This is a genomic window from Streptomyces bathyalis, from assembly GCF_015910445.1.
In the GTDB taxonomy this organism is placed as follows: domain Bacteria; phylum Actinomycetota; class Actinomycetes; order Streptomycetales; family Streptomycetaceae; genus Streptomyces; species Streptomyces bathyalis.
In genome coordinates this window covers 676,301-703,292 of the sequence record NZ_CP048882.1, presented here as the reverse complement: position 1 = coordinate 703,292, position 26,992 = coordinate 676,301, and the positions used below count along the sequence as shown (strand labels likewise).

At 72.1% G+C, this 26,992-nt stretch carries 18 protein-coding genes; 14 read left to right on the top strand and 4 right to left on the bottom strand.

The features are described from left to right. Positions 1 to 47 precede the first annotated feature (47 nt). The 14 genes from G4Z16_RS03135 (at position 48) to G4Z16_RS03070 (ending at position 22,457) form a co-directional block, all read left to right on the top strand. Positions 48 to 1,895 (top strand): MBL fold metallo-hydrolase, encoded by a 1,848-nt coding sequence (locus tag G4Z16_RS03135; protein ID WP_197349065.1) that lies wholly within the window; start codon positions 48 to 50, stop codon positions 1,893 to 1,895. Then, positions 1,892 to 3,841 (top strand): alpha-amylase family protein, encoded by a 1,950-nt coding sequence (locus G4Z16_RS03130; protein ID WP_197349064.1) that lies wholly within the window; start codon positions 1,892 to 1,894, stop codon positions 3,839 to 3,841. The genes G4Z16_RS03135 and G4Z16_RS03130 overlap by 4 nt, the downstream gene beginning before the upstream one ends. A gap of 26 nt (positions 3,842 to 3,867) precedes the next feature. Next, positions 3,868 to 4,935: a LacI family DNA-binding transcriptional regulator gene (locus G4Z16_RS03125; RefSeq protein ID WP_197349063.1), complete on the top strand. Its 1,068-nt coding sequence runs from the start codon at positions 3,868 to 3,870 to the stop codon at positions 4,933 to 4,935. A gap of 232 nt (positions 4,936 to 5,167) precedes the next feature. After that, complete coding sequence (locus G4Z16_RS03120) at positions 5,168 to 6,637, top strand: extracellular solute-binding protein (RefSeq protein WP_197349062.1); 1,470 nt, start codon at positions 5,168 to 5,170, stop codon at positions 6,635 to 6,637. After that, positions 6,637 to 7,668, top strand: coding sequence for a carbohydrate ABC transporter permease (locus tag G4Z16_RS03115; protein WP_197349061.1), 1,032 nt, complete (start codon positions 6,637 to 6,639; stop codon positions 7,666 to 7,668). The genes G4Z16_RS03120 and G4Z16_RS03115 overlap by 1 nt, the downstream gene beginning before the upstream one ends. Next, positions 7,665 to 8,597 (top strand): carbohydrate ABC transporter permease, encoded by a 933-nt coding sequence (locus G4Z16_RS03110; protein WP_197349060.1) that lies wholly within the window; start codon positions 7,665 to 7,667, stop codon positions 8,595 to 8,597. The genes G4Z16_RS03115 and G4Z16_RS03110 overlap by 4 nt, the downstream gene beginning before the upstream one ends. Next, positions 8,597 to 9,640, top strand: coding sequence for an ROK family protein (locus G4Z16_RS03105; protein ID WP_197349059.1), 1,044 nt, complete (start codon positions 8,597 to 8,599; stop codon positions 9,638 to 9,640). Before G4Z16_RS03110 ends, G4Z16_RS03105 begins: the two co-directional genes overlap by 1 nt. 32 nt (positions 9,641 to 9,672) lie before the next feature. Beyond that, a complete protein-coding gene (locus G4Z16_RS03100; protein ID WP_197349058.1) occupies positions 9,673 to 10,347 on the top strand; it encodes a D-sedoheptulose-7-phosphate isomerase in 675 nt (224 codons plus the stop codon). Beyond that, positions 10,344 to 12,899, top strand: coding sequence for an alpha-mannosidase (locus G4Z16_RS03095; protein WP_197349057.1), 2,556 nt, complete (start codon positions 10,344 to 10,346; stop codon positions 12,897 to 12,899). The genes G4Z16_RS03100 and G4Z16_RS03095 overlap by 4 nt, the downstream gene beginning before the upstream one ends. Further along, a complete protein-coding gene (locus G4Z16_RS03090) occupies positions 12,896 to 15,520 on the top strand; it encodes a glycoside hydrolase family 2 protein (protein WP_197349056.1) in 2,625 nt (874 codons plus the stop codon). The genes G4Z16_RS03095 and G4Z16_RS03090 overlap by 4 nt, the downstream gene beginning before the upstream one ends. Next, positions 15,501 to 18,998 carry a GH1 family beta-glucosidase gene (locus G4Z16_RS33050; RefSeq protein WP_343070633.1) on the top strand — a complete coding sequence of 1,166 codons (3,498 nt, stop codon included), beginning with the start codon at positions 15,501 to 15,503 and terminating at the stop codon, positions 18,996 to 18,998. The genes G4Z16_RS03090 and G4Z16_RS33050 overlap by 20 nt, the downstream gene beginning before the upstream one ends. Before the next feature lie 47 nt (positions 18,999 to 19,045). Next, the gene (locus tag G4Z16_RS03080; protein ID WP_197349055.1) at positions 19,046 to 20,698 is read left to right on the top strand and encodes an FGGY-family carbohydrate kinase; all 1,653 of its coding nucleotides are present in this window, start codon (positions 19,046 to 19,048) and stop codon (positions 20,696 to 20,698) included. A gap of 110 nt (positions 20,699 to 20,808) precedes the next feature. Then, on the top strand, positions 20,809 to 21,807 hold the full coding sequence (locus G4Z16_RS03075; protein WP_197349054.1) for a hypothetical protein: 999 nt from the start codon (positions 20,809 to 20,811) through the stop codon (positions 21,805 to 21,807). Beyond that, on the top strand, positions 21,804 to 22,457 hold the full coding sequence (locus G4Z16_RS03070) for an aspartate/glutamate racemase family protein (protein ID WP_197349053.1): 654 nt from the start codon (positions 21,804 to 21,806) through the stop codon (positions 22,455 to 22,457). Before G4Z16_RS03075 ends, G4Z16_RS03070 begins: the two co-directional genes overlap by 4 nt. 44 nt (positions 22,458 to 22,501) lie before the next feature. On the opposite strand, the gene G4Z16_RS03065 is transcribed toward G4Z16_RS03070, so the two are convergent. The 4 genes from G4Z16_RS03065 to G4Z16_RS03050 form a co-directional block, all read right to left on the bottom strand. After that, a complete protein-coding gene (locus G4Z16_RS03065; protein ID WP_197349052.1) occupies positions 22,502 to 22,795 on the bottom strand; it encodes a hypothetical protein in 294 nt (97 codons plus the stop codon). 87 nt (positions 22,796 to 22,882) lie between these two features. Beyond that, positions 22,883 to 24,751, bottom strand: a complete 1,869-nt coding sequence (locus G4Z16_RS03060; protein ID WP_197349051.1) for a GMC family oxidoreductase — start codon at positions 24,749 to 24,751, stop codon at positions 22,883 to 22,885. Further along, the gene (locus G4Z16_RS03055) at positions 24,748 to 26,148 is read right to left on the bottom strand and encodes a hypothetical protein (protein ID WP_197349050.1); all 1,401 of its coding nucleotides are present in this window, start codon (positions 26,146 to 26,148) and stop codon (positions 24,748 to 24,750) included. Before G4Z16_RS03055 ends, G4Z16_RS03060 begins: the two co-directional genes overlap by 4 nt. Then, on the bottom strand, positions 26,148 to 26,840 hold the full coding sequence (locus G4Z16_RS03050) for a FadR/GntR family transcriptional regulator (RefSeq protein WP_197349049.1): 693 nt from the start codon (positions 26,838 to 26,840) through the stop codon (positions 26,148 to 26,150). Before G4Z16_RS03050 ends, G4Z16_RS03055 begins: the two co-directional genes overlap by 1 nt. Between the last annotated feature and the right edge of the window lie 152 nt (positions 26,841 to 26,992).

The following is a 26,992-nucleotide window of genomic DNA, read 5'->3' as shown; positions in this document are numbered from 1 at the left end:
CCACATGGGATCGATGCCATCGTGCACGTTTCCGGAAGGGAACCGCAGTGGGGCTCCGCATCTGTGATGACGTCTTCCTGTACGAGGACACCTGCCACGTATACGTACTGTGCGACCGCAACAGCCGGCAGGCGGTTCTCATCGACTTCGGCAGCGGCGACGTGCTGGACCACCTCGGGGACTTCGGGGCGGACCGCGTCACCGACGTGCTGATCACCCACCACCACCGCGACCAGGTGCAGGGCCTGGAACGCGCCGTCGCCGCCGGTATCCGGATCTGGGTGCCGCCCGTGGAGGCCGGCCTGATCGCAGGCGTCGACGAGCACTGGCGTACGCGCGCCCTCGACAACGACTACGACGTGCGCCAGGACCGCTTCTCGCTGCTGGAACAGGTTCCCGTCGCAGGCACCGTCGCCGAGTACCGCACCGAGCGCTACGGCGCCTTCGACATCTACACCCATCCGCTGCCGGGCCACACCGTCGGCTCGGTCGGCTATTTCGCCGACATCGGCGGGCGGCGCCTGGCCTTCACCGGCGACCTCATCCACGGCGAGGGCCGCGTATGGTCGCTCGCCGCGACGCAGTGGGCGTACACCGGCTTCCACGAGACGGCCGGAATGGAAGGCGTCGCCGCGACCGTGCTCTCCTGCATGCAGGTCCTCGACCGTGAGCCCGAACTGCTTCTGCCCTCGCACGGCGACCCCGTCACCGACCCGCCGGGCGCCGTCGCCCGGGCCCGCGGCGCCCTGCAGGAACTGCTCGACATGCGGCGGCGCACCCCGTGGGACCCGGAGGAGAAGCTCCGCAGCCCCTGGACGCAGGTCACCCCGCATCTGCTGCGCAACACCACCAGCATGGCCAACTCCTACGCCCTGCTCTCCGACCACGGCAGCGCGCTGCTGCTGGACTTCGGGTACGACCTGACCACCGGCCTCGCGGGCGGGAGCGACCGCTCCTCCCGGCGCCCGCTGCTCGCCTGCATCGAGTCGCTGCGCCGCGACCACGGCATCGACCGCGTCGAGGTCGCGCTGCCCACCCACTACCACGACGACCACGTGGCCGGCTTCAACCTGCTGCGTGAAGTGCACGGCACGCAGGTGTACTCGCCGTCTCACATCACCCCCGTTCTCGAATCCCCGGAGCGGTGGGACCTGCCCTGTCTCTGGTACGACCCCATCCCGGTCGACCGCGAACTGACCCCCGACGGCGCGCCGTTGACCTGGCGGGAGTACGAGATCGGCGTGCACGAGCTGCCCGGACACACCCTCTACGCCGCGGCCTACTCCTTCACGGCCGACGGGCGGTCCGTCATCGCCACGGGCGACCAGCAGAGCACCGAATGGGAACCAGGCATCCGCCCCGAGCTGCTCAACTACCAGTACCGCAACCGCTTCCGCATCGACGACTTCGTGCGCAGCGCCGAGCTGTACCGGAAGCTGCGGCCCGAGCTGATGATCAGCGGCCACTGGGCGCCGTTCGAAGTCGGCGACGACTACCTGGACATGCTGCTGTCGGAAGGAGAGCGGCTCGCCCGGCTCCACCGCGAACTGCTGCCCCGCGACGTCGACCTGGGCGCGGAGGGATTCGCGGCGCGCATCGACCCGTACCGCAGCTCCGTGCCGCCCGGCGGTCGGCAGTCCCTCTCGGCAGCCGTCCGCAACCCCTTCCCCGTGCGGGAGACCGCAGAGGTGGTGCTGCATGTGCCGCACGGCTGGGAGGCCGAACCGGCGGTACTGCGCCTGGACATCCCTCCGCACGGCGAGGCCGTCGCGCACTTCCAGGTCCACGTTCCGCCCGGCAGCGCCCGGGCGGAACGGAGGCGGGTCGCCGTCGACGTGACCGTGGGCCGCATACGGCTGGGCCAGCAGGCCGAGGCACTGGTGAGCGTCCGGTGAGCTGGCAGCGGGCCAGGGCCGTGACCTGCGCCGACGGTTCCGTCGAGGTCACCGCTGACGCCTACCGGATGACGGTCGCCGCCGACGGGCTGACGGCCCTGCTGAGCGCGACGCCGAGGGAGGAAGAGCGCCGCGGGCCGAACGGGAACGCCCAGGTGGTTCTCCAACTGCCCGGCGTGGTCGACCGGTCGGGCCGGCCCGACGAGACTCTCTCGGTGTCGGCGCCGCAGGTCGAGGACGACGCGGAACACCCCGGGCCCCGCATCACCGTCGCACGCCGCAGCACGGCGTGGCGCGATGCCGTCACCCGCATCGACTGCACACCGCACGGGCCTGAACTGCGATGGCAGGTGACCGGCGCCGGAGCGGTGACCACCGTGCTGCCGTTCGCCGTGCGTGCCGCCCTGGGCGGACGCGGCGGCGGGCTGCGGCCCAGCGGTCACGACTGGCGGACGCTCTTCACACCCAACCCGGGCCCGCCACGGCGGCTGACGCGCGGCGCCGGCGAGAGCGCCGTGATCGGTGCGTACGGAGACGCCCGTCCCGGGCGCGGCCACTGGTTCTTCACCCCCGCCCCGCTGTGTCTGGCCCTCACCGAGGACGAACTCCCGGACACCGCCGACCCGGCAGCCACCCCTCCTGCGGAACGCGGCTGGTGGACCATCGGCCTCGGAGCCCCCGTCCACCGCCTCAACTTCACCGAACTCGCCTACGTCCCCTCCGATCAGGGCTTCCACCTGCGACTGGACTACGAGGGCCACACGCGCGCCGAGGGCGCACACGTCACGGCCGCAAGCCCCGCGTCCGGCAGCTTCACCACTCCCGCCCTGCTCGTCTCGCCGGGGCACCCGGACCCGTATGCGGGGCTGCGCGCACACCATGCCTGGCTCGCGGAGCACGGCTGGGCCACGTCGGACCACGCCGGTGACGAAGCGGCGCGTCCCCGTTGGTGGCGGGAGCCGATGTTCTGCGGTTGGGGCGCCCAGATGGCCCGGACGCGGCAGACGGGACGTGCCGCCCCCGACCTCAGCACCAGCGAGGAGTACGACGCGCACCTGGACCATCTGGCCGCGCACGGGCTGGTCCCCGGCACCGTCGTCATCGACGACAAGTGGCAGCGTGCGTACGGCTCCTGGGAACCGGACGCGGCCAAGTGGCCCGATCTGCGCGGCTGGATCGACAAGCGGCACGCCGACGGGCAGAAGGTGCTGCTGTGGTGGCGCGCCTGGGCCACCGAAGGGGTGCCGGAAGAGCTGTGCGTGCGCACTCCCGACGGCCGGCCCGTCGCGCTCGACCCCGACCACCCTGGAGCGCGGAAGCTGCTGACGGGCAACATCTCCAGGATGCTCTCGGCGGCGCCTTCCGGCCTCGACGCCGACGGTCTGAAGATCGATTTCACGGCCGACACCCCTTCGGGGACGAGTCTCGTCTCGCAGGGGCCGAACTGGGGCATCGCACTGCTGCACCGCCAACTCGCCGTCATACGCGCAGCGGCGAAGCGCGCCAAGCCCGATGCCCTGGTCGTCACGCACACTCCGCACCCGGCGTTCGCGGACGTCACCGATATGATCCGGCTCAACGACATGCTGCGCCTCGACGACCCGGACCCGTACGCGCCGGTCGTGCCCCAGATGCGTCATCGCGCGGCTGTCGCCCGGGCCGGCTGTCCCGGGCTGCTGATCGACACCGACGACTGGTGCGCCCCGGACCGCCGGCAGTGGCGGGAGTACAACGCCGTGAAGCACGAACTGGGCGTCCCCGCCCTGTATGTGGTCTCCCGTCTGGACCGCACGGGCGAGCCGCTGGAGGAGCGCGACTACGCGGCACTGCGCGAGTCCTGGGCCCGGTGGCGGGCCGCTGCCGACGCCGGTGGACCCGCGCAAGGCCCCGGGGTGCGGGACGCCGGTGGCCCGCAGCGGGACGGTCGCGCACGTCACGGCGGCTGAGGACCGAAGAGCTGAAAGAAGAGCACATGGGCAACGCACGCGCACGGAACGGGGGCAAACGTGCCCGTGTCACGCTGCACGAGGTCGCCGAGGAGGCGGGCACGTCACGCTCGACGGCCTCACGCGCGCTCGGCGGCCACGGATATGTGGCCGAGCACATCAGGCAGCGGGTGCAGGAGGTGGCCGACCGTCTCGGCTATGTGCCGGACGTCTCCGCCCGTACGCTCAAGGGCCGCTCCAGCCGGGTGGTGGGGCTGCTCGTGTCCGATCTTCGCAACCCGTTCTACGCCCAGCTCGCGGCGGGCGTCGAACAGACCCTCTCCGCCGCCGGATACCAGGTCGTTCTCGTCGACGACCACGGCAGCGAGGAGCGGGCTGCCGACGGAGCGCGGGCCTTCCTCGCGATGCGCGCGGACGGCGTGCTCCTCGCGCCGGTGGGCCGGCCGGCGACCGAGGTCCTCGTCGAACACGGCACGCCCGTGGTCGAGGTGGACAGGCGCTCGGGGGTGCGGGGCTGCGACGCGGTCGCCATCGACAGCGAGTCCGGGTCCCGCGAAGCCGTGGAGCACCTGCTGGAGTTGGGCCACCGGGACATCGCCGTCGTCGTCGACGAGACGAAGTGGGCGACCGGCAAGGACAGGCTCAAGGGCTACCGGGCGGCGCTCCGGCACGCGGGGGTGCCTTACTCGCGCCAGCGCGTGCTGGACCTGGACCTGAGCTTGGGCCCGGCCGGCCCAGACGGCGGCGAGCGGGACGCCGCACACGCGGTGGCCGCGCTGCTGGACGCGAATCCCGGTGCGACGGCGCTGTTCGCGGCCAACAACGTGGTGGCCGAACTCGTCTGGCAGGAGCTGAAGCGCAGAGGCTGCTCCGTCCCCGGTGACCGGTCGCTCGTCTCCTTCGACGACCAGACGTGGATGCACATGGTCGAACCGCAGCTGACCGCGGTGCGGCAGCCCGTCTACGACATGGGGCGCAGAGCGGCCGGGATGCTTCTCGAACGCGTCGAGCGGGGGCCCGGACGCACCGAAACCCACATCCTGCAGCCCGAGTTGATGGTGCGCGGCTCGACGGCGGCGCCGCGGCAGGGCTGACCCCGCTCGCCGTTCCGCGAACCCGCCGCCGTGGGCGCAGGGCGACGTTCTCAAGCGTCTCCGTCCGATGCATTGACGGGCACATGCGGTGTGGTTACGTTCTCATGTGGCATCGATGCCACATCCCGCACACCTGCGGACCCCACGCCGCAATCGCCCGGTGACATCTCACGCCCGCACCCGCTTCCCGTACTCGTCGCGCCGTGCCGGCCACACGCCCGAAGGAGAGATCATGGCGGCACCACCAGGGCGCACACGGCGGCGCACACCGCCGGAGCGCACCGACCGCCGGTCCCGTCCGCGCCTGCGATCCGGTCGGCCGACCGGGCCGCGGTCCGGGAGGTTCCGGGCGGCCCGCCCCGCCGTCGCTGCCGCCGCAGCCCTGCTGGGGCTGCTGCCGCTCACCGCGTGCGGAGGTGTGAGCGTCGCGGACAACCGGTCCGGCACGTTCACCACCATGGGGTTCGGCCTGGGCGACGCGATCGCCACCTCCCGCATCGACGACGCGCGCAAGGCGCTGGCGCCGCGCGGCATGGATCTGCAGATCAACGAAGGCGCCTTCGACGAGCAGCAGTTCCTCTCCGCCGTCGCCGCGGGCGATCCGCCCGACGTGGTGAACATGGACCGCTCACTCATCGGCGGATACGCCGCACGCGGAGCGCTGCTGCCGCTGACGGACTGCTTGCGCAAGGAGCACATCGACCTCGGCGACTATCAGCGGTCGGCGATCGCGGAGGCCACGCTCGACGGCGCCGTCTACGGAATGCCGGACAGCTTCGACAGCCGCATCCTCCTCATGGACGCGTCCCTGCTGAAGAAGGCCGGACACGACGCCACCGACTCCGACGTGGACACATCCGACTGGAAGCAACTGCGCAAGCTCAACCTCGAGTTGAAGCAGCAGAAGGGCAACAAGCTGACCCGGCTCGGATTCGACCCCAAGATCCCCGAGTTCTTCCCGATGTGGGCGCGCGCCAACGGCGGTTCCCTCATCAGCGACGACGGCAGGACGGCGAAGCTGAACTCGCCACGCGTGGTGGAGGCGCTCGAAATGACCTCGGGGCTGATCCGCGCGCAGGGCGGCTGGGGGAAGTTCAAGGCACTGCGCGACTCCTTCGACCAGTTCGGCAAGGCCAACCAGTTCACCAAGCACCAGGTGGGCGCCTACCCGATGGAGGACTGGTACGTCGCGGTGCTCGGCGACACCTCTCCGCAGGTCCAGCTCGGCAGCGGCTACATCAAGGACCGCAAGGGCAAGCCGGTCAATTACGTCTCCGGCACCGGCTGGGCCGTCCCCAAGGGCAGCAGGCACCCCGAGGAGGCGTGCACGTTCATCAAGACCATGACGTCCACGCGCGCCTGGGTGAAGGCGGCCGAGGCGAAGGCGAAGGACGTGCGCGGCCGCGACGCCGTCTACACCGGCGACTACACCGGCAACCTCGAAGCAGACAAGATCATCGAGTCGAAGGTGTGGAAGCCCAGCGGTAACAAGGCCTTCGACAAGGCGACCCGTCAGCTCTACGACATCCAGGCCGAGGGGTTCGCCATCCCGGCCAACGCCGCGGGCTCGGAGTTCAAGCAGGCGTGGCAGGACGCCTGCAACCGCGTCCTCTCCGGTGAACAGACACCGCGGCAGGCACTCGACCAGGCCCAGCGGGAGGCGCAGAGCGCCCTCGACATCGCCGATCAGGGGCGGAAGTGATGACCGTACCCAGCCCGACCACCGAACCGGCACCGGCGCCCGCCGGTACCGGCACCGATGCGGACGCGAACGCCGCCGCCCCACTCCGGACCGCCCCCGACCGGCGCGAGCGCGCCCTTCGCTGGCGCGCGTCCTGGCGCCGCCGGGAGACCCTCGCCGCCTACGGCTTCCTCTCCCCGTGGATCTTCGGCTTCGTGGTGCTCACCGCGGGCCCGATGATCGCGACGCTCTGGCTGTCCTTCACGAGCTACGACGGGATCAGCGAGCCGCAGAACGTCGGGTTCGAGAACTACCGGCAGCTCTTCGAGGACCCGTCCGTCGCCAAGTCCCTGATGAACACGCTGGTGTTCACGGCGCTGCGGGTACCGCTGTCGATGGCGGCGGCCCTGGCGATGGCCATGCTGCTGCTGAGGGTGGGCCGTGCCACGGGCTTCTTCCGCACGCTGTTCTATCTGCCGGTGATGACCCCGTCGGTCGCGGTCGGCATCCTCTTCCTGCTCCTGTTCAACGGCAACGTCGGACTGATCAACACCGTTCTCGGCTTCGTCGGCATCGACGGCCCGAGCTGGACGACCGACGGTGACTGGATCAAGCCCGGTCTGGTGCTGACCTCGCTGTGGTCGGTGGGCTCGACGGTCATCATCTACCTCGCGGCGCTGAAGAACGTCCCCCAGGATCTGTACGAGGCGGCCGAGATCGACGGCGTAAGCCGCTGGCAGGCGTTCGTGCACGTGACGCTGCCGCAGATCTCCGGAGCCCTGTTCTTCACGCTCATCGTCAACACCATCGCGTCGCTGCAGACGTTCACCGAGGCGTACACGGCATTCTTCGGATCCGCCAACGCGCAGACGTACAGCAACGACGCCGCCCTCTTCTACGTCGTGCACCTCTTCCAGCAGGCGTTCCAGTACATGCACCTCGGTTACGCCTCCGCACTGGCCTGGGTGCTCTTCCTGGTGATCCTCGTGATCACCCTGATCCAGGCCAGGTTCAGCAAGCGGTTCATCTACTACGAGGGTGACGAGCGATGACACAGCTGACGACGCCGCCCGCCGGCACCCCGTCCGTCCCGAAGACGGCGCCACCGCCGCGCGACCCCCGTCCCCGGCGGGTGCGGCACCCGCGGGAGAAGGCCGGACCCGCCGGAAGGGCCGTGCGGCTGACCGCACTTGCCGCACTCTCGGTGATCTTCATCTATCCGTTCCTGTGGCTGATCAGCGCCTCGCTCAAACCGTCGGAGAGTGTCTTCGACAATGTGCTGATCCCGCATGTCTTCCAGTGGGAGAACTACGCCGGCATCTGGGACGAGGTGCCGCTGCTGACCTGGGTCGGCAACAGCGTGGTGGTCACCCTGGCCGCGGCGGTCACCGTGACGATCAGCAGCGCGGTCGTCGCCTTCGGCTTCGCCTACTTCCGCTTCCCCGGCAGGAACGTACTGTTCGGTCTGGTCATCTCGACGATGATGCTGCCGGCGGTGGCGCTGACGATCCCGCAGTACCTGGTGTGGAACGAACTCCACCTGGCGAGCAGCCAGATCCCCCTGTGGGCTCCGAACCTCTTCGGCAGCGCCTTCTACATCTTCCTGCTGCGGCAGTTCTTCCTCGGCCTGCCCCGCGAGCTGTTCGAGGCGGCGCGCATCGACGGCGCGAGCTACTGGGGGATGTTCTGGAGGATCGCCGTCCCGCTGTGCAAGCCGGCGCTGGTGGTCACCTTCATCTTCGAGGTGCACGCGGCGTGGACGGACCTGGTGCGGCCCCTGGTGTATCTGCGCGACCCGGAGCTGTACACGGTGCCGCGCGGACTCAAGGCGGTGCTCGACCAGTTCGGGGAGGGGGGCGAGATGCGCTGGGAGATCGTTGCCGCCGCGAGCGTCATCGTCACCGTACCCATGATCATTGCGTTCTTCCTGTGTCAGAAGCACTTCGTCGAGGGCATCGCCACACAGGGACGGAAGGGTTGATGGCGCCGGACCACGACGGCGATCAGGGCGCGGGGCGGGAAGCCGTGCTCGCGCTCGACATCGGGGGCACCAAACTCGCGGCAGGAGTCGTGCGTTGCGACGGGACGGTCCTCTCGTACGCGAACTGTCCGACCGGCGTGGCGGACGGCCCGGCCGCGGGGCTGGAGCGGCTCTTCGCTCTCGGCCGCGAGGTGCTGGACGAACTGCCCGGGCCACAGCGGCTGTTGGGCACCGGCATCGGATGCGGCGGGCCGCTCGACTCGGGGCGCGGCCGGCTGGTCGCTCCGCCCCATCTGCCGGGCTGGACGGACATCCCCGTCACCGAACTCGCGGCGGACGCCTACGGCATGCCCGCCGTCCTGGACAACGACGGCACCGCCGGAGCGGCAGGCGAGTGGCGCTTCGGCGCGGGACGCGGCACACGCCACCTGCTCTATCTGACGGTCTCCACCGGCATCGGAGGCGGCATGATCGTCGACGGCCGCACCTACCGGGGTGCGGCCGGCAACGGAGGCGAACCGGGACACGTCACCGTCCGTGCGGGCGGGCGGCGGTGTGCCGGCTGCGGGCGCGCGGGGTGCCTGGAGGCGTACGCGTCGGGCACGTCCATAGCCGAACGGGCCCGGCAGGCCGTCGAGTCGGCGGCCCGCACCGGCGAGCCGACCTTGCTCGCCGGGAGGGAACCGCTGACCGCGGCCGACGTGGCCGCGGCCGTCCGGAAGGAAGACCCGGTGGCCAGCCGGATCTGGGAAGAGACGACCGAGGCGCTCGCGGGCGGGCTCGTCTCCCTCGTCAACCTCTTCGAACCCGCGCTGGTCGTGCTCGGAGGCGGGGTGATGCGGTCGTCCGATCTGCTGCTGCCGCGGTTGCGGGAGAGCGTCGCCCGGCTGGCCATGGGACCGGCCGCCGAGTCCGCCCGCATCGTCGTGGCGGCCGGGGGCGAGCAGGCAGGCGTCCTCGGCGCCGCGGCCATCGCCTTCGAGCGGCTGCCGTGGCACGAGCACCGGACGGCCGAAGCGACCGCGCCCGCACCCCACCCCTGACCTGGAACCGTGAAGTGGAGCGAGACCGACACATGCATCGACCGACGCAGGGGACCCCGCCGGAACCGGTACCCGACCCGCCCCTCGAACCCTCCTCCCGGCAGCTGACGGACCACCTGGAGGCGGCGGAGCGCACCCGCGAACTTCTGCCCCGGCTGGCCGCGGTCGCCGAGCGACTGACCGGGGTCTTCCGGGCGGGCGGCCGGCTCTACACGTTCGGCAACGGCGGCAGCGCGGCCGACGCACAGCACCTGGCCGCCGAGATGATCGGCCGCTATCTGCGCGAACGACGCCCGCTGCCCGCCGTCTCGCTCACCACCGACCCCTCGGTGATCTCCTGCATCGGCAACGACTACTCATACGAGGAGGTCTTCGCCCGGCAGGTCCGGGCCCTGGTGGATGAGAGAGACATGGTCATCGGCTTCACCACGTCCGGCAGATCGCCCAATGTCGTACGGGGCCTGGCAGAGGCCCGCCGGGCCGGGGCGGTGACCGTGCTGTTCTGCGGGGGTGAACAGCATGGCATGCCCGCCGCGGCCCACGCCGAACACAGCCTCGTCGTACCGGCGACGGCCACCGCACGGATCCAGGAGATGCATCTGATGCTGCTGCACCTGCTCAGCGAGCACGTCGACGCATGGGCCGCCGGTTCGGAGGCGCAGGCTTCCGAAGCGACCGGCACCGACCGGCTGGAGACCACCGCATGACCGGCGTCCCGGGGCCCGAGAGGACCCTCCACATGGTGGGCAACGCCCATATCGACCCCGTCTGGCTGTGGCGCTGGCCGGAGGGGCTGCAGGAGATCCGTGCGACGTTCCGCTCCGCCGTGGACCGCATGGAGGAGTACCCGGACTTCGTCTTCACCTGCGACTCGGTGATGTACCTGGAGTGGATCGAGCGCCACGACCCACAGCTGTTCGAGACCATCAAGAAGCGCATGGGGGAGGGCCGTTGGCAGGTCGTCGGCGGCTGGTGGGTCGAGCCGGACTGCAACATCCCCTCCGGGGAGTCCTTCGTGCGGCAGGCGCTGTACGGGCAGCGCTACCTGCTGGAGAAGTTCGGCGCCGCCTCCACCGTCGGCTGCAACGTCGACCCGTTCGGGCACAACGCGATGCTGCCCCAACTGCTGCGCAAATCCGGCATGGACGGCTACATGTTCCTGCGTCCCGGGCCGCACGAGCAGCAACTGCCCGGCCAGTTCTTCGACTGGGAGGCGCCGGACGGTTCACGTGTGCTGGCCTATCGGCTCCCCAACGAGTACTGCAGCCCCGGCAAGGACATCGGCGGCCACCTCGACAAGGCCCTGGCGATGCTGCCGGCGGGCGAACCGGAGCTGATGGTCTTCTACGGAGTCGGGAACCACGGCGGCGGCCCCACCAGGGCCAACATCGACAGCATCCACCGGCTCGACGACATGGACGGGCTGCCGGCCCTCACCCTCAGCCACCCCGAGGCGTTCTTCGCGCGGATCAGGGAGCGGTCGGCGCGAGGGGAGCTGCCCGTGCACCGCGGCGAGCTCCAGCACCACGGGCCGGGGTGCTACTCCGCCCACTCCGGCGTCAAGGCGTGGAACCGCCGCGCCGAGAACGAGCTCCAGCGCGCCGAGAAGTGGGCGAGCGTCGCCGCGGCCGTCGCCGGTGAGGAGTATCCGCACGCCCGGTTCGCCGAGGCGTGGAAGCTGGTCCTCTTCAACCAGTTCCACGACATCCTCGCCGGTACCTCGCTGCGCTCCGCCTACGAGGACGCGCGCGACGACTACGGCCGTGCGCGCTCCCTCGCAGCGGAGATCTTCAACCGCTCCGTGCAGGCGATCTCCCGGCGCATTCACATCCCGCTTCCCGAACAGCCGCACCGCACGCAGCCGTTGGTGGTCTTCAACCCGCATCCCTGGGAGCTGCACGCCGACGTGGAGGCGGAGTATCTGCACGCGGCCGGTGCCGCGCTCACCGACGACGAGGGCACGCCCGTGCCCGTGCAGCACACCCGCTCCGAGGCCACCATGGCCGGCAGCCGGGCCCGGATCGCCTTCCGCGCGGCCGTTCCCGCGCTGGGCCACCGCGTCTACCACCTGCTGCCGGGCGCGCTCGGCGACACGGCCGCGGAACAGGGCGGGCGGGGGCCCGTACGCGCCGACGGCACCGTCCTGGAGAACGAGTACCTGCGCCTGGAGGTCGACCCGGCGACCGGATGGCTCAGTTCGCTCCGGCTCCTCGGCGGCGACAGCGACCGTGACGGGTCGGCGGACGCGGAATCCGGTGTGGAGCTGCTGCCGCCCGGACCGGCGCCGCACGCCGTCGTCATCGACGATCCGTCCGACACCTGGGGTCACCGGGTGCGCTCCTACGACAAGGTCGCAGGCGTCTTCCGCTGCACCCGCGTGCGGCTCGTCGAGTCCGGCCCCGTGCGTGCCGTGCTGCGGGTGGAGAGCGCGTACGGACGCTCCGAGCTGGCCGAGGAGTTCGTGCTCTCGGCAGGCTCCAGGCAGGTCGAGGTGCGCACCGCGGTCAACTGGCAGGAGAAGCTGAAACTGCTCAAGCTCCGCTTCCCCACGGCGCTTTCGGACGTCACCGCGACCCACGAGATCCCCTACGGCCACCTGGAGCGCACACCCGACGGGACGGAGGAGCCGGCGCAGGCGTGGGTGGACGTCACCGGTCGCCTGCCGGACGGCCGCCGGGCCGGGCTGAGCGTGGTCAACGACAGCAAGTACGGGCACGACGTGCGCGGCGGCGAGATCGGCATGACCGCGCTGCGCAGCCCCGCCTACGCGTGGCACGAGCCGCAGCAGCTCGACCCGGACGGCGTCTACGACTACCTGGACCAGGGCCGGCAGGACTTCCGCACGCTGCTGATCCCGCACGGCGGTGACTGGCGTGACGCCGACCCGGTGCGGCGGGCGGCGGAGCTGAACCAGCCACCGTTCGCGCTGCTGGAGACGTTCCACGACGGGACCGTCGCCCAGCGCGTCTCCAACGCTGACGACGGCGGGGGCAGCGTGCTGGTCACCGTCATTAAGGGCGACGAGGACGCGAGCGGCGACGTGGTCGTGCGCGCCTACGAGTCGGCGGGACGTGCAACGACGGCCCGCATCACGCTGCCCATGCTCGGCGGACGCACCGTCGAGGTTGCGTTCGGCCCCTGCGAGATCAAGACGTTCCGCGTGCCGCTGGACGAGCAACTGCCGATCGTGGAGACGGACTTGCTGGAGCGCGGGGCGACCGGGTCGGCCGATGCGGACGAGGGCGCGGCTCCCGCATGACGCCCCTCGTGGAGGACGTCCTCACGGCCGGCTGGCAGCTCCGCGGCTGCCTCGGGGACACCTGGCGCTGGCTGTGCGGGCCGGGGCGGCCAGACGAGGAGCCGGGATGGCACGCCGCACGGGTGCCCGGTTCCGTACTGGACGACCTGTACCGCGCAGGGCAGGTACCCGACCCGTACCACGGAACGCAGAGCCTCGCCGGGGAGTGGGTGCCGCAGCGCACCTGGCTCTACCGCAGGCCGCTGAGGCTGCCGGGCGGTCCGCTGGGCGAGGGGCAGCGGGCGCTGCTGCGTTTCGAGGGCGTCGACCACGAGGCGACGGTGCTTCTCGACGGTCACGAAGTCGCCCGGCACGAAGGGATGTTCACGCCGTTCGAGGTGGACGTGACACGGTACGTCGAGGACGGCGAGCCGCATCTTCTCGCGGTGGCAGTGCATCCGGCACCGCCGAGTGAGCCGCAGGTCGGCCGCACCGACCGTGTCAGGGTGCACAAGGCCCGCATGGGCTACGGCTGGGACTTCTGCCCCCGGATGATCCACCAGGGCATCTGGCGTCCCGTCACCCTGGAGACGTCCGGGCCGCTGCGACTGGTGTGCGCGGCAGTCGGAGCCGACGTCGACGAGGCGGAGGACGAGGGCCGGATAACCGCCGAGGTGACGCTCGATGCGGTGGCGGGAGCGCGGGGCGTGCTGCACGCCGCCGTCCGGGACCCGGACGGCACCCTCGTCGCCGATGCCCGGCAGGACGTGCCGCCCCATGGCCCCGGCAGGACGAGGCTGGAGCTCAGAGTGCCACGGCCCGCCCTGTGGTGGCCGAACGGCCACGGCGAACAGCCCCTGTACGACGTCACGTTGAGCCTCACGGACACCGACGGGAACAGCGCGGGCCGCAGCCTTCACGCGACGACCGGCTTCCGCCGGGTGCGCCTCGTGCACGCCCCCGGCGCTCCGCAGGACGCCCTGCCCTACACCCTCGAGGTGAACGGGCGCCGCATCCACACCAAGGGATGGAACTGGGTGCCTCTCGACGCCCAGTACGGAGTGCCGCGTCCCGGGCGGCTGGAACATCTGCTGCGTCTCGCCGCCGACGCACACGTCACGCTGCTGCGGGTCTGGGGCGGCGGGCTGATCGAGACCGGGTCCTTCTACGAGCTGTGCGACCGGCTCGGGCTGCTCGTGTGGCAGGAGTTCAGCCTCTCCAGTTCCGGTATCGACTCCGTGCCGTGCGACGAGGCGGCATACGTGGAGCTGCTGGCGCGCGAGGCCCGGTCGCTGCTGCCGCGGCTGCGCCACCATCCGTCGCTCGCCGTGTGGGGGCCGGGCAACGAGCTCCACGACACCGCCGCCGCACGGCCGTTGACGCAGGAGGACTCACCGGCCATCGCGGCACTGGCGGCCGCTGTCGCCGACGCGGACCCGTCGCGCGCCTGGCTGCCCGGATCACCGTCCGGCCGTGACTTCCTCTTCCGCGCCGGAACGGGAAGCGGCTACGCCGACGGCACGCAGGCGAAGGGCCAGCACGATGTGCACGGCCCGTGGGAGCACCAGGGCCTCGGCGCGCAGCAGGAGCTGTACGACGCCGGAACATGCCTGCTGCACAGCGAGTTCGGCGTGGAGGGCATGGCGAACCGCCGCACCTGGGACGCCGTCGTGCCGCCCGGAGAGCACTGGCCCACCGGACGCGACAACCCCGTCATGGAGCACCTCGGCGCATGGTGGAACAACACGCCTCTCGTGCGGGCCGCCTTCGGCGAACGGCTCCACGACGTGGCGACGATGCGGCGTGCCAGCCAGCAACTCCAGTACGACGGGCTGAGGTACGCCGTCGAGGCCACGCTGCGCCGGTCACCGCGGTCTTCGGGCTGCATCCCGTGGCAGTTCAACGAACCGTTCCCGAACGCCTGGTGCACTTCGGTGGTCGACCACCGGGGCGACCCGAAACCCGCGTACCACGGCGTGCGGCGCGCCTACCGGCCCGCGCACGTCTGCGCCCGCTTCGCCACCCAGGCCTGGGCCGGTCATGGGACGTTCACCGCCGAACTGTGGTCGTGGCGGCAGCAGCCCGGCCCGTCCGGCTCCGGCGGCCCGGCCGGAGGCACCGTCCGGGCGCGGCTGCTCGATGTCGAGGGCACCGTCCACGCCGAACGCGTGCTGCCCGCGGGGCAGCCGTCCGGCGACCCGGCATGGGCGTCCTCCGTGCCGGCCGCGCGGGCAGGTGTCTTCAGCGCACCGCTCTCGCCGCTGCCCGGGGAACTGTTCCTGCTGGACCTGGAGTTGCGCGACGGCGACGGCGAACCGCTGGCGTCCGGCCGCTGGGTGCACAGCCGTACGAGCGACCTCGCCCCGCTCCTCGACCTTCCGGAGGCGCGCATCGAGACCGTGGCCGAACCGCACCTTCGCGCCGTGCACCTCCGGCACGCGGGCGGCCCGGCGGCGCTGGGCCTGTATCTGACGGACGCCCGCCCGATCGAGGCGGAGGGGTGGGCGGTCTTCGAGGACAACATGCTGGACCTGCTGCCCGGCGAGTCCGTACGCGTGCCGGTCACATGGCGAGCGGCACCCGGGGAGGGCCGCGCCGTAGCGGTAGAAGGGTGGAACACCGGTGTCCGCGAACTGCGATGAGCGATCCGGCGGGCTGGTTCTGCGCCGCGCCGGCGAAGGAGGCGTCGCCGAAGTCCCGTACGTCGTAGCCGTGTTGACGGACGACGGCCGGTGTCTGCCCGTGCCGGTCGACGGGACCGACCGTCACGACGACGGCCGCGTGACCGCGCGCGGCCACGCGCACGGCTTCTCGGCGGAACTGCGGCTGGCGCCCCCGAGCCAAGACGCCTGCGGCGCCGAACTCACCGTCCGCCGCACCGCGGAGACCGCCGCACGTGCCGGGCTGCGGGCCGAACTGCGCCTCGGCCCCCTCGAGTCGGGCGACCCCGGCTGGCTGATCCCCGGCGTCTTCTACGGGCACAACCGGCTGCCAGACTGCACGCGCCCCTACCCGCGCTACGAGGCAGGCGTGTGCGACGTACCGTCCATGACCGCCGACGCCTGGTCCTTCCGCGCGGACCGGTGCGCCACGCCCGCCGTCTTCGCCCGCGACGAGGCGGGCGGCGCCGCGCTCGTACTCGGCGCCGAGTGCGGCAGCCTCGGTGAGAACGGCGTCGGCTTCGCGCTGCTGCCCGGCGGGCGGCCGGCACTGCGCCTGCACGCCCCGTACCGCGAGGAGCCCCTCAGCTACTACGGCTCCTCCGAGCCCCGGCCCGCCGAGACGCCGGTCCACACATGGCAGCCGGGCGAGACCCACACCCTGGACTTCACTGTCCACCTCCTCGACGCCGACCCCCACGCCTACGCGCCGGTGCTGCGCGCCCATCACGAGCGAGGGACGGGACCGGGCCGGGCCGGTCCGGCGTCAGCGCCCGCCGCATGGTCCGGCCTGGCGGAGACCGCCGAGCTCACGGCGCACGGGCTGCACCGCTGGCACTACCGGCCGGATCCGCCCGTGCTGCTGGAGACCGCGGCGTTCGACCGTGAGGCGCTCGGGGAGCGCGGTGACCGCCAGGCCATGCACGTCTCCTGGATCAGCGGCGTCCCGTACGCGCACGCCCTGCTGCTGTACGCACGCCGCACCTCGGACGAGGAGAAGGCGACAGCGGCGATCGGCGTGCTCGACCACATCGCCGGGAACCTCACGCCGGGCGGCACCTTCTGGGGGCAGTGGACCCGTCAGCAGGGCTGGAACGCCGGCTGGACCCCGGACAGGCGGCGGCTGCACTCCCGCACCCTGGGCGACGCCACGCTGTTCCTGCTGCGGGCTCTCGTGGCGGAGCGCGAGCGCGGCACGGACCACCCGGGATGGGAGCACGCGGTGCGCTCCAACCTCGCCGCCGCGGTGGCCGGGCAGGACGCCGTCAGCGGACGGCTGCCCGCCGCCCTCGACAGCCGCACCGGCAGGGCTGTGGACCACGACGGCGGCGCCGGCCTGTCCTGGATCGCCCCGCTCGTCGAAGCCGCCGGCGCGTTCGGCGAGCCCTCCCTGCTGGAGGCGGCGCGCCGGGCGGGGGCGCACCACGCCGAAGACGTACGGGCCGAATTCCTCTGCGGCGCACCGGAAGACGTCTCCCTCGCTCCCACATCGGAGGACGGCTACAACGCGCTGATCGCCTACACGCTGCTGCACGAGGCCGATCCGGGAGACCCGCGGTGGCTGGACCTCGCGCGCCGCGCCGCCGACTGGACGCTGACCTTCCGCTACACCTACGACGTGCACTTCGCGGAGGACACCCTGCTCGGCCGGTACGGCTACCGCACACGCGGCGCCGACCAGGCGTCACCGTCCAACCAGCATCTCCACGCTTTCGGGTTGATCTGCCTGCCGGAGACCGTCCGCCTCGCGCGGCACCTGGACGATCCGTACTACCTGCGCTCCGCACGCGAGAACCTCGACTGCTGCCGGCAGTTCGTCGCCCGCCGTGACGGCGACTTCAATGCCTACCGAGGGATGGTCAGCGAGCGCTTCTACCAGACGGAGTGCTTCCAGGCCAAAGGCATGCTGCTCACGCTCTCCCACGCCTGGTCCGCCGGAGTGCTGCTCTACGCGTGCGAGGCGGCGCGCGGACTGCCCGAATTCCGCGGCGAATTCCCGGACGGGCGTGAGGAGTTCACTCCGGAGGAGACGGCGGACGAGGCGCACGAGCAGGCGCAGCCCGGGCAGCGGGGGGAGACGCCGCGGCAGGAGGAGCACGTGCTCCGCTTTCCCGAGGGCTTCCGGTGGGGGACGGCCACGTCCGCGTACCAGGTCGAGGGAGCCACCGATGCCGACGGGCGGGGCGAGTCGATCTGGGATCGCTTCTGCCGGGTGCCGGGCGCCGTCGAGAACGGCGACACGGGTGAGACCGCCTGCGACATGTACCGCAGGGCCCACGAGGACATCGGTCTCATGACCCGGCTCGGCATCAACGCCTACCGCTTCTCCCTCGCCTGGCCGCGCATCGTTCCCGACGGAACCGGCCGCGTCGAACCCCGCGGCCTCGCCCACTACGACCGCTTCATCGACGCACTCCTGGAGCGCGGCGTCAGCCCGCTCGTCACGCTCTACCACTGGGACCTGCCGCAGCCATTGCAGGAGCGGGGCGGCTGGCGCGTACGCGGGACGGCGGAGGCGTTCGCCGAGTACGCCGGCGTCTGCTTCGAAGCGTTCGGCGACCGGGTACGCGACTGGGTGACCGTCAATGAGCCGTGGATCGCCGGGCTGCTCGGGCACCAACTCGGCATCCACGCACCGGGGGAGAAGGATCTGGCCGGATCGGTGCGGGCGATGCACCATCTGCTGCTGGCACACGGCCTTGCCGCCGCACAGGCGGGCCCCACGCTACGGACCGGCATCGCCCACAGCCTCTTCCCGCACACTCCCGCCGACCCTGCGAGCGAAGCCGACCGCGCGGCGGCTCACGCCTCCGACGGCTACGTCAACCGCTGGTTCCTCGACGCCGTGCACGGCCGCGGCTACCCCGCGGACATGCGCCACCACTGGGAACGGGCCGCCGGGACGCTGGACTTCGTCCGCGACGGTGACATGGAGACCACCGCGGCCCGCAGCGACTTCATCGGCGTCAACTACTACACGCGGCGCCTCGTCAGCGCCCGCAGCGAGCAGGAACCGGATGCGGAGGGAGGGCCGTGGCCGTGGAAGGTCGAGCCCGGGCGGCCGGGAGTGCCGCGTACCGACCTCGGATGGGAGATCGTCCCGGCCGACCTGACCGCGCTGCTGATACGCCTGCACCGGGAATACCCCGGGGTCCCGCTGATGGTCACCGAGAACGGCGGCATCTTCGACGACGGACCGGGCCCGGACGGCGCGGTGCACGACGAGCGGCGCACCGAGTTCATCCGCGCCCATCTCGCCGCCGTGCACCGGGCGTTGGAGGCAGGAGCACCCGTCGAGGGTTACTACCACTGGTCCCTCATCGACAACTTCGAGTGGGCCATGGGCTACCGGCCGCGCTTCGGGCTCGTACATCTCGACCGGGACACGCAGCGCCGCACCGTAAAGGACAGCGGCCACTGGTACGCCCGGGTGGCGCGCAGCGGCAAGCTCTGGCTCTGATCCGTGGAGAGGGGAGCGGCGGCGGGTATGGACGGGGAGGAGGTGACATGACAAGCCAATCGAACCCCCGCATCGGAACCACCCCCCACACCCGCGCGAGCACGCCGCTGCTCGCCGGTATCGACATCGGCAGCACCCACTGCAAGGCCTTGATCTGCACCCCCGACGGCACCGTGCTGGCACGGGCGCACCGCGCCACACCCCGCAATCCCGATCAACACACGCATGACGCCGACGAGTTGACCGGCGCCGCCCTCGACGCACTCACCGATTGCGTACGTGCCGCGGGCCGCGCTCCCCACACCGTCGGACTGACCGGCATGGCCGAGACCGGCGTGCCGCTCGACCGGCACGGGGCACCCCTCGGTCCCGTACTCGCCTGGAACGACCCGGCACCCGCCCCGCATGCCGAAACGTTGCGCCGCAGATGCGGCGCGGCGGAACTGCACGCACGGACCGGCGTCCTGCCCAGCGCCAAGGTTCCCCTGGCCCGCTGGTGCTGGCTGCGCGAACACCACCCCGAGTTGCTCAAGCGCATGCGGCAGTGGGCGGGCGCCGCCGACCTCGTGGCGCGTGCGCTGACCGGGCGGGTCGGCACCGACGCGACGTTCGCCCAGCGCAGCATGGCCTGGGAACCTGGAACCGACGGCGCCGCACTCGGCCGGTGGAGCGCGGAACTCCTCGCCGAGGCCGGCCTGACCCCCGCACAGATGCCGCACGTCCATCAGCCCGGCTGTCCCGTCGGCCCCGTCACCCGGGCGGCGGCCCGGCGCCTCGGACTGCGTGCCGGCACCCACGTCGTCGTCGCGGGGCACGACCACCTCGTGGGCGCCTGGATCGCGGGCGCACGCCGCGCGGGTCTGGCCGCCGACTCCATGGGAACCGCCGAAGCCGTGCTCACCGTCTCGGGCGCTCCGCCGGACCGTGCCGCCGCCGCGGCCGAAGGCATGTCGTGGGGACGGCATGCGGACGGCGAACACTGGATCACCCTTGCGGGAATGGCGAGTTCGGGCGCGCTCGTCGAATGGTTCTGCGACCGCTTCCTCGTCGGGCGGGAACAGGGGCAGGGGGGCGGACCCGAACCGGCAACCCGCTACGCGGAGTTCGCCCGTCTCGTCGAGCGCTGCGGCCGCCGGGTGAACGGGCACGGACCGGCCCTGCCCAGCGGCATCACCGTCGAGCCCTACCTTCAAGGACGCAGCGCCCCGCACCCCGACCCGGCGGCACGCCTCGCCGTGCACGGGATGGCCGCACGCCACGGCCCGGCCGACCTCGCGCTCGCCCTGCTGGAGGGGGCCGCGTACCAGGCTCGCTGGATGGCCGACGTACAGGCCGAGTTGACGGGCACCGAGCCGCGCTCCGTCACGCTGCTCGGCGGCTCCACACGCCAGCGAACCTGGACCGCGCTGAAGGCGGCCGTCACCCCGTGGACCACCGAGATCTGCACCGAACCGGAGGCGCCCGCCCTGGGAGCGGCGGCGTGGGGCGGCGCCGCCATCGGCCTCGACCCGGCCTCGATCCGCCCCGCGACCACCTCGGTTCAGGCCGACCGCCAAGCCGCCGCGGCACACCGCGATGCCTACCGGGACCGGTTCCTGCCCCGTGTCACGCGGCAGTTCGCAGGTCCCGGGCAGCCGGACCCGCCGGACGAACGGCCGGACCGGCTGGAACGGCGCGAGCGCAGAGACATGGCGGGATAACCGTGGCCCGCCGGGCAGGCACGCGACCCGGCGGGCCAGGCACACAGCCAACGATCCCGACCACACCGACGCCCCTGACGACACCGACAACGAGGAAAGGCAACGCCCCGATGAGTGCCGCCACACCCGGCTCACCCGTGCATCCGCCCACGCCCACGCCCGCGGCCCTGGCAGGCGGATCGCCCGCGCCCTCGGCACTCGCCCGGCCCTCCGGCTGCTTCGCGATGGTCGCCATGGACCAGCGCGACTCGCTCCGGACGATGATGGCGCAGCGCCGGCCCGACGGCTCCGGGCCGCCCGTACCCGACAGCGCCCTCACATCCTTCAAGCTCGACGTGGCCCGCAGCCTCGGCCGGGCCGCGTCCGCACTGCTGATCGACGACGACTACGGCTACAGGGCCCTGACGGACTCACGCGTGCTTCCGCCGTCGTGCGCGACGGTACTCGCCCTCGACACCCTCGACCAGCGGCCAGGCGGTCCCGTCGAGGACACCGGCCTCGACGAGCGCATCGACGTCAGCGCGGCGGTCGCCGAGGGCACTCGCGCCTTCAAGCTCCTCATCATCTGGCGCCGCGACGGCGCCCGCGACCGCCGCATATCGCTCGCCGCGCGCTTCACCGAGGTGTGCCGCGCCGCAGGGGTGGCCTCCGTCCTCGAACCCGTCGCACGCCCCACTCCCGAGGAGGAGGCAGCGGGCACGTTCCGCCTCAACGACGCCATCGTCGAGGCCGCTCGCGAGCTGGCGCCGCTGCGTCCCTCCCTCTACAAGTGCCAGGTGCCGGACGGCGGAAAGGGCACGGTCGCCGAGACGGCCGCACAGGCAGAACGGATCGACCGGGTCGTGGACGTGCCGTGGGTCGTGCTCTCCCAGGGCGTCGCACCGCCGGACTTCCCGCGCGCCGTCGAGGGCGCCTGCCGTGCCGGCGCGTCCGGGTTCCTCGCGGGGCGTGCGCTGTGGACGGACGCACTGGACGCCGAGGACCGCGACGCACAGCTGAACGGGCCCTGCACCGAGAGGCTGCGACGGCTCGGTGAGACCGTCGATGCCCACGGCCGCCCCTGGTGGGAGGCGGCCGCCGCGACGGTCACCGCGGGCGGTGCGAAGTGAGTGCGAGAGTGTGCGTGCTGCACACGGTCGCGGCGCTGCCCGGCGTCTTCGCCCCGCTGCTGCGCGAGCTGGCGCCGGGCGTGCGTCCGTACCACGTGGTGGACGAGAGCCTGCTGGCGGACACCGTCGAACACGGCCAACTACCCCGTACCACCGCACGCTTGGCCGCCTACGTGACACACGCCGAAGCGGCGGGTGCCCGCGCTGTGCTCGTCACCTGTTCCTCGATCGGCCCCGCCGCCGAAGCCGCACGCGCGCTCGTGGGGATCCCAGTGCTGCGCGTCGACGACCCGATGGCGGCCGAAGCGGTGCGCGCGGGCCCGCGCATCGCTGTACTCGCCACCCTGGACTCGACCCTCGCCCCGACCGCGGACCTCGTACGCCGCCATGCGGACGCCCAGGGCGTGCGCGCCGTCGTCACCACCACGACGTGCCCGGGAGCCTACGAAGCCCGGCTGGCCGGCGACGCCGGGGAGCACGACCGGCTCATCGCCCAGGAGGCCCGGCGGCTCGCCTCCGGGCACGACGTGCTCGTGCTCGCGCAGGCATCGATGTCGGCGGCCGTCGGCGCGCTCGGTGAGGACGGCACAGGTATCCCCGTGCTCACCTCACCCCGCAGCGGCACCGCCCAACTCGCCGCGATCCGCTGAGGTTTCAGGACGGCGGGTGTCCGGACGCCGTATGATCCCGGACCTCAACCCCCGCAGTTGAGGTCCGTCTGACGCATGTGACCCAGCGGCTTGCCGGTGTCCGCGCGGGAGACACGCCACAGGCGGAACGGACCGGCGGCGGCGACCTTCTCGCCCGCCCGCATGGTGCCGAGAACCTTGCTGTCCGTCCTGTCAGCCGCGTAACGGGGCGCCTTGTCGTGCACCACCTGGCAGATCGCTCCCGCCTGCGCTGCGCCGCCGACCGAGGGGATGGCTATGGCGCCTATGGCGAGCGCGCAGGGTGCGGCGAGACGAACCGCCAGTTTCCGTTTCTTCATCCTTCTCCCCGTATCGGTACCGCACAGCGCACATCTTCACCCCCATCGTGCCAACTACGCACCCCGGTAGGCACGATGGGGGGTGGATTAGGCACTCTGTGCCACCGTTGCGGCCGCTCCGCTGACGGCCAGAGCCGTGGCCATGATCGTCAGCTGAGGATTCACCTCCGGGCAGCTGGGCAGCGCGGAACCGTCGGCGATCAGCACCCCCTGCACGCCACGCAACCGCCCCTCGGTGTCGGCCGGAGCGGTCTGCGGGTCGGCGCCCAGTGCCACCGTCCCGGTGGGGTGGAACGCCGACAGATGCAGCTGCTTGGCGGTCAACCCCCGCAGCATTTTCTCGAGTTGGGCCTGCGAGTGTGCCTTCGGGGCGGCAGGGATGCCGGTGAGGACCTCCTCCGCGCCCGCCGCGAAGAGGACCTTGCCCATCGCCCCGACGGCCCGCATCAGCCGCTCCCCGTCCCGGCGTGCCAGGTCGTAGCGCAGCAGGGTGCGGCGGGCTCCCATGACGCGGCCCGAGGGCAGGTCCGCGATCATCGCGCCCAGCGTGGCGAGGGACTCGGCGCCGTCCAGCTCCCGGCGCAGGGCACGTCCCACTCCGGGAAGCACGAACGAGCCCATGCCGGGCGGCCCGGCGGTCGCCTCGATGAGGATGCCGTCGCTGTGAAGCTCCTCCACACCGACGCTCTGCAGCACGCCCCGCCAGGCGGTGACGGGCTCCGTGAAGCGGCCCGCCACACTCGCGGCCGGATGGATCGCCAGGTTGCGTCCGAGCCGCGGGTGACCGCCCAGACCCGACCGGCGCAGCAGCGGCGGTGAGTGAAGGGCTCCCGCCGCGACCACGACGAGGGGGCTGAGGATCTCCAACTCGCTGCCGTCCGGGCGGCGTACGACGACACCGCACGCCCGAGGACCGCCCGGCCGGTCCTTCTCGACGAGGACGCGCTGCACATACGCACCCGTGACGATCCGCGCGCCGGCGGCACAGGCGTCGGGCAGCACCGACAGCTGCACGCTCTGCTTCGCGCCCGTGGGGCAGCCGACGACGCACTGGCAAGAACCCTTGCAGTTCGTCGCGTTGCGGCGCAGCGGTGCCGCCTGCCAGCCGAGCTTCTCGGCGCCGAGCAGCGCAGTGCGCCCGTTGCGGCCCAGGACGTCGAGGGGCGCGGTGGCGACCTGGAGGGTGCGTTCCACCTCGTCCAGGCATTCGCCGAAGGAGTCCGCGTCGGCCATGCCCAGCCCGTACGAGTCGCGCCAGCGGGTCAGCACATGGTCCGGAGTGCGGTAGCACGTACCGGAGTTGACGACGGTGGTGCCGCCGACGGCCCGCCCGACGGGCAGTACGACCGGCGGGTTGCCCAGCGCGATGGTCCCGCCGCCGTCGCGGTAGAGCTCCCCGAACCGGTCGAGCGGCGCCCGGCGCCCGAACTCTGCCGTGGTGTGCCGCCGGCCCTCCTCCAGTACCAGGACCCGCATGCCCGCGCGGGCGAGCGTGCGGGCCGCGATGGCGCCTCCCGCGCCGGAACCGATGACGACGGCGTCGGCCGTCGATCTGTCGGGCCACTCCACGGACGGCACACAGTCCAGCGGCGGATCCTCCGGCGCGGACACCGGCGGGGGAGCGGGCTCCTCGTGGATCATGCGCTCCGTGCCGGCCGCGAGCATCACCGGCACCTTCACCGCGTCCAGCACGGGCAGCAGCGCCCGGCGTGACGCGAGCGAGGCCAGCACCGTCTCTCGCTCGTCCGGGGTGAGCCCGTGCAGGCGGCGCCCGGTCCGGACCGCGGCGTAGGCGTCGACGGCGGCAGCCGCGGCCCGGACTCCGGTACGTGCGGCTGCGGGCATCGTGCCGAGCACGGAGCCCAGACGGCGGGGTACGGCACCCGGCCACGCCTTGCTGCCGTCGTCCGCGAGAAGCGCGGCAACCAGGCCGCCGAGCCGTTCCTGACCGCTCATCGGTCACCCACCTCCGCGTGCGCCGTGCCGTCCAGGGTCCATTCCGATTCCGTGCGCCACCGTCCCCACCAGCGCTCCAGCACGATCCGGGCGTCCGCCGTCTCGCTGTTGCGGCACACGGCGCCGCTTCCGTCGGGATCGGTGTAGTCGAGGGCGAGGGTGCGCTCGTCGGGCTGCGTGACCTCGACCCTGATGCGGCGCAGGCCCGAGCGGCCCGACACCGTCCAAGTCGGCAGCGACACACGGGCCTTGAAGCGGCCGAGCCCCGCCCAGCCGACCGCGGTGCGCTCCGGCCGGCGCGGCCACGTGCGGCCGTCCTTGCGCAGGCGCAGGAACACCAGAGGTGGCAGCCGCCGCAGCCCGGGACGCATCGAGGTCGCGGCGACGATCTCCAGCACGTCGCCGCCGCCGAGCCCCGCGTGGAGCCACGCCCAGCGGCGTGCGTTGCCGTGCCCGTAGATACGGGCGGTCGCTCCGGGCGCCTCGTCGAGCCTCAACTCGCCGCCGTCGTAGGCGAATGTGCCCGTGTACGAGGCATGCGGTGCCGGCACGATCTGCGCCGCCGGAAGCAGCTGACGGCGCCAGGACCAGCGGGGGAAGGTGAACAGCGGCTCGTCCTGCGGGTGTTCGGCCAGGTCCCAGCTGAACGGGCCCGCCGCGCCGCGGAGCCGTCCCGGGCCGGCCTCGATGCCGTCCGAGGAGAAGCCACGCGCCTCGGCCTGCTGCTTCCAGGGCTCCGGGCCGAACCGTGCGTGCTCGACGGGCCCTTCGCCGTCGGCGGGGAATCGGGCGACCCAGCCGTGCGCGTAGGCGTCCGATCCGTCGGCCGGTGCGACGAGTTCGTGGTGCAGCCACAGCCCGCTGCGAGTGGCGGGGTCGGTGACGGTCGTGTACCAGACCTCCGTCCGGCCCGCCGATCCGTCCCAGCGCGGCGCGAGTTGGGCCGCCTGGTCCTCGGAACGCGGGAAGCGGAAGCTGGCCAGGAAGGGAAGCAGCTGCGTGCTGAGGGGGAAGCGCAGCGTTCCCTTCCCGGCCTCCTCACCGTCCTCGAAGAAGGAGAACGGCAGGACGGTCATCGACTTCACGGGCCGGCCGAGGGATATGGACTTCCAGCCGTCGAGGGAGTGACGGCGGCCCTGCGCCGTGAAATCGATGCGGTAGCGGATGCGGCGACGGGCGAGCGGGGAGATCTCCAGCTCGCCCGTGGCCTGCGCGTCGTCGGCCCAGCCGGCGATGCGCACCCGTCCGGTGACCGCACCGCGGATGGTGCGGTGCGGGAGCAGCACATCGCCCGCCCGCACGGACAGATCCAGGCGCATCGCGCGCGCCTCGCTCTCCCCGGACAGAAGGACGGAACCGGCCATGACCTCCGAGAAGACCGTGCCCCGGGCGCCCATCAGGCGATCCCGAGGCCGTCGAGCATGATGCGCTCGGTGGAAGCCAGATACGCGTCCGCCGCCTCATGCGCCGCCTTTGCGTCGCCCGCGCCGACCGCTGAGACGACGGGCTCCAGCCGGCCGTGCGCCTCGTCCGGATCCAGGAACGGGCCGACGAGGTGCTGGCGCATCGGCAGGTAGGCGTTGAAGAGGGTGTTGGTCAGCAGCGTGTAGACCCTGTTGCCGGTGGCGCGGGCGAGCGCGCGGTGCACCTCGATGTCCGCGAGCTGCACGTCGCCGCCGCTCTCGGCCTCCCTGACGGCGGCCAGCAGCGCCCGCAGTTCCTGGCGCTGCTCGGCGGTCGCCTTCATCGCCGCCCGTTCGGCGATCAACGCGCCGACGCTGCGCCGCACTTCGAAGATCTCGCCCATCCACTCGGGGCTGTGCCGCACCAGCATGGGCAGCAGGTCGGCGCCGCCGAGACGTACGAAGTCCCGTACGCGCGTGCCGACTCCGTGACGGGTCTCCAGCAGACCCGACTGGACGAGCCGGCCGAAGGCGTGCTTGAGCGTGGTCCGCGTGACGCCGTAGCCGTCGGCCAGCTCACGCTCGGGAGGCAGATAACTCCCTGCGGGGTGGGATCCGGTGAGGATCTCCTCGCGGAGTTTGTTCTCCAGTACGTCGACGATCGTCTCGCGGGGCAGAGTCTCCACGGCCCGGCACCTTCCTCAGTGACTCAGTGGATGAGCCACTGAATCACGTACCGTCCGGCGGGACAAGGCTTCGGACGGGGAAGGCGCCGGGCCCACTTGCCGGAGGCCCGGAGATCCATCACGGGGCCGGGCGCCAACTGCCACTCCTGGCC

Bases quoted from the DNA above. Each gene is read 5' to 3' on its own strand.
- G4Z16_RS03090 (WP_197349056.1), top strand. From the start codon at position 12,896: ATGACGCCCCTCGTGGAGGACGTCCTCACGGCCGGCTGGCAGCTCCGC.
- G4Z16_RS03110 (WP_197349060.1), top strand. From the start codon at position 7,665: ATGACACAGCTGACGACGCCGCCCGCCGGCACCCCGTCCGTCCCGAAG.
- G4Z16_RS03075 (WP_197349054.1), top strand. From the start codon at position 20,809: ATGAGTGCCGCCACACCCGGCTCACCCGTGCATCCGCCCACGCCCACG.
- G4Z16_RS03055 (WP_197349050.1), bottom strand. From the start codon at position 26,148: ATGGGCGCCCGGGGCACGGTCTTCTCGGAGGTCATGGCCGGTTCCGTC.
- G4Z16_RS03100 (WP_197349058.1), top strand. From the start codon at position 9,673: ATGCATCGACCGACGCAGGGGACCCCGCCGGAACCGGTACCCGACCCG.
- G4Z16_RS03115 (WP_197349061.1), top strand. From the start codon at position 6,637: ATGACCGTACCCAGCCCGACCACCGAACCGGCACCGGCGCCCGCCGGT.
- G4Z16_RS03125 (WP_197349063.1), top strand. From the start codon at position 3,868: ATGGGCAACGCACGCGCACGGAACGGGGGCAAACGTGCCCGTGTCACG.
- G4Z16_RS03120 (WP_197349062.1), top strand. From the start codon at position 5,168: ATGGCGGCACCACCAGGGCGCACACGGCGGCGCACACCGCCGGAGCGC.
- G4Z16_RS03065 (WP_197349052.1), bottom strand. From the start codon at position 22,795: ATGAAGAAACGGAAACTGGCGGTTCGTCTCGCCGCACCCTGCGCGCTC.
- G4Z16_RS03060 (WP_197349051.1), bottom strand. From the start codon at position 24,751: ATGAGCGGTCAGGAACGGCTCGGCGGCCTGGTTGCCGCGCTTCTCGCG.
- G4Z16_RS03105 (WP_197349059.1), top strand. From the start codon at position 8,597: ATGGCGCCGGACCACGACGGCGATCAGGGCGCGGGGCGGGAAGCCGTG.
- G4Z16_RS03095 (WP_197349057.1), top strand. From the start codon at position 10,344: ATGACCGGCGTCCCGGGGCCCGAGAGGACCCTCCACATGGTGGGCAAC.
- G4Z16_RS03080 (WP_197349055.1), top strand. From the start codon at position 19,046: ATGACAAGCCAATCGAACCCCCGCATCGGAACCACCCCCCACACCCGC.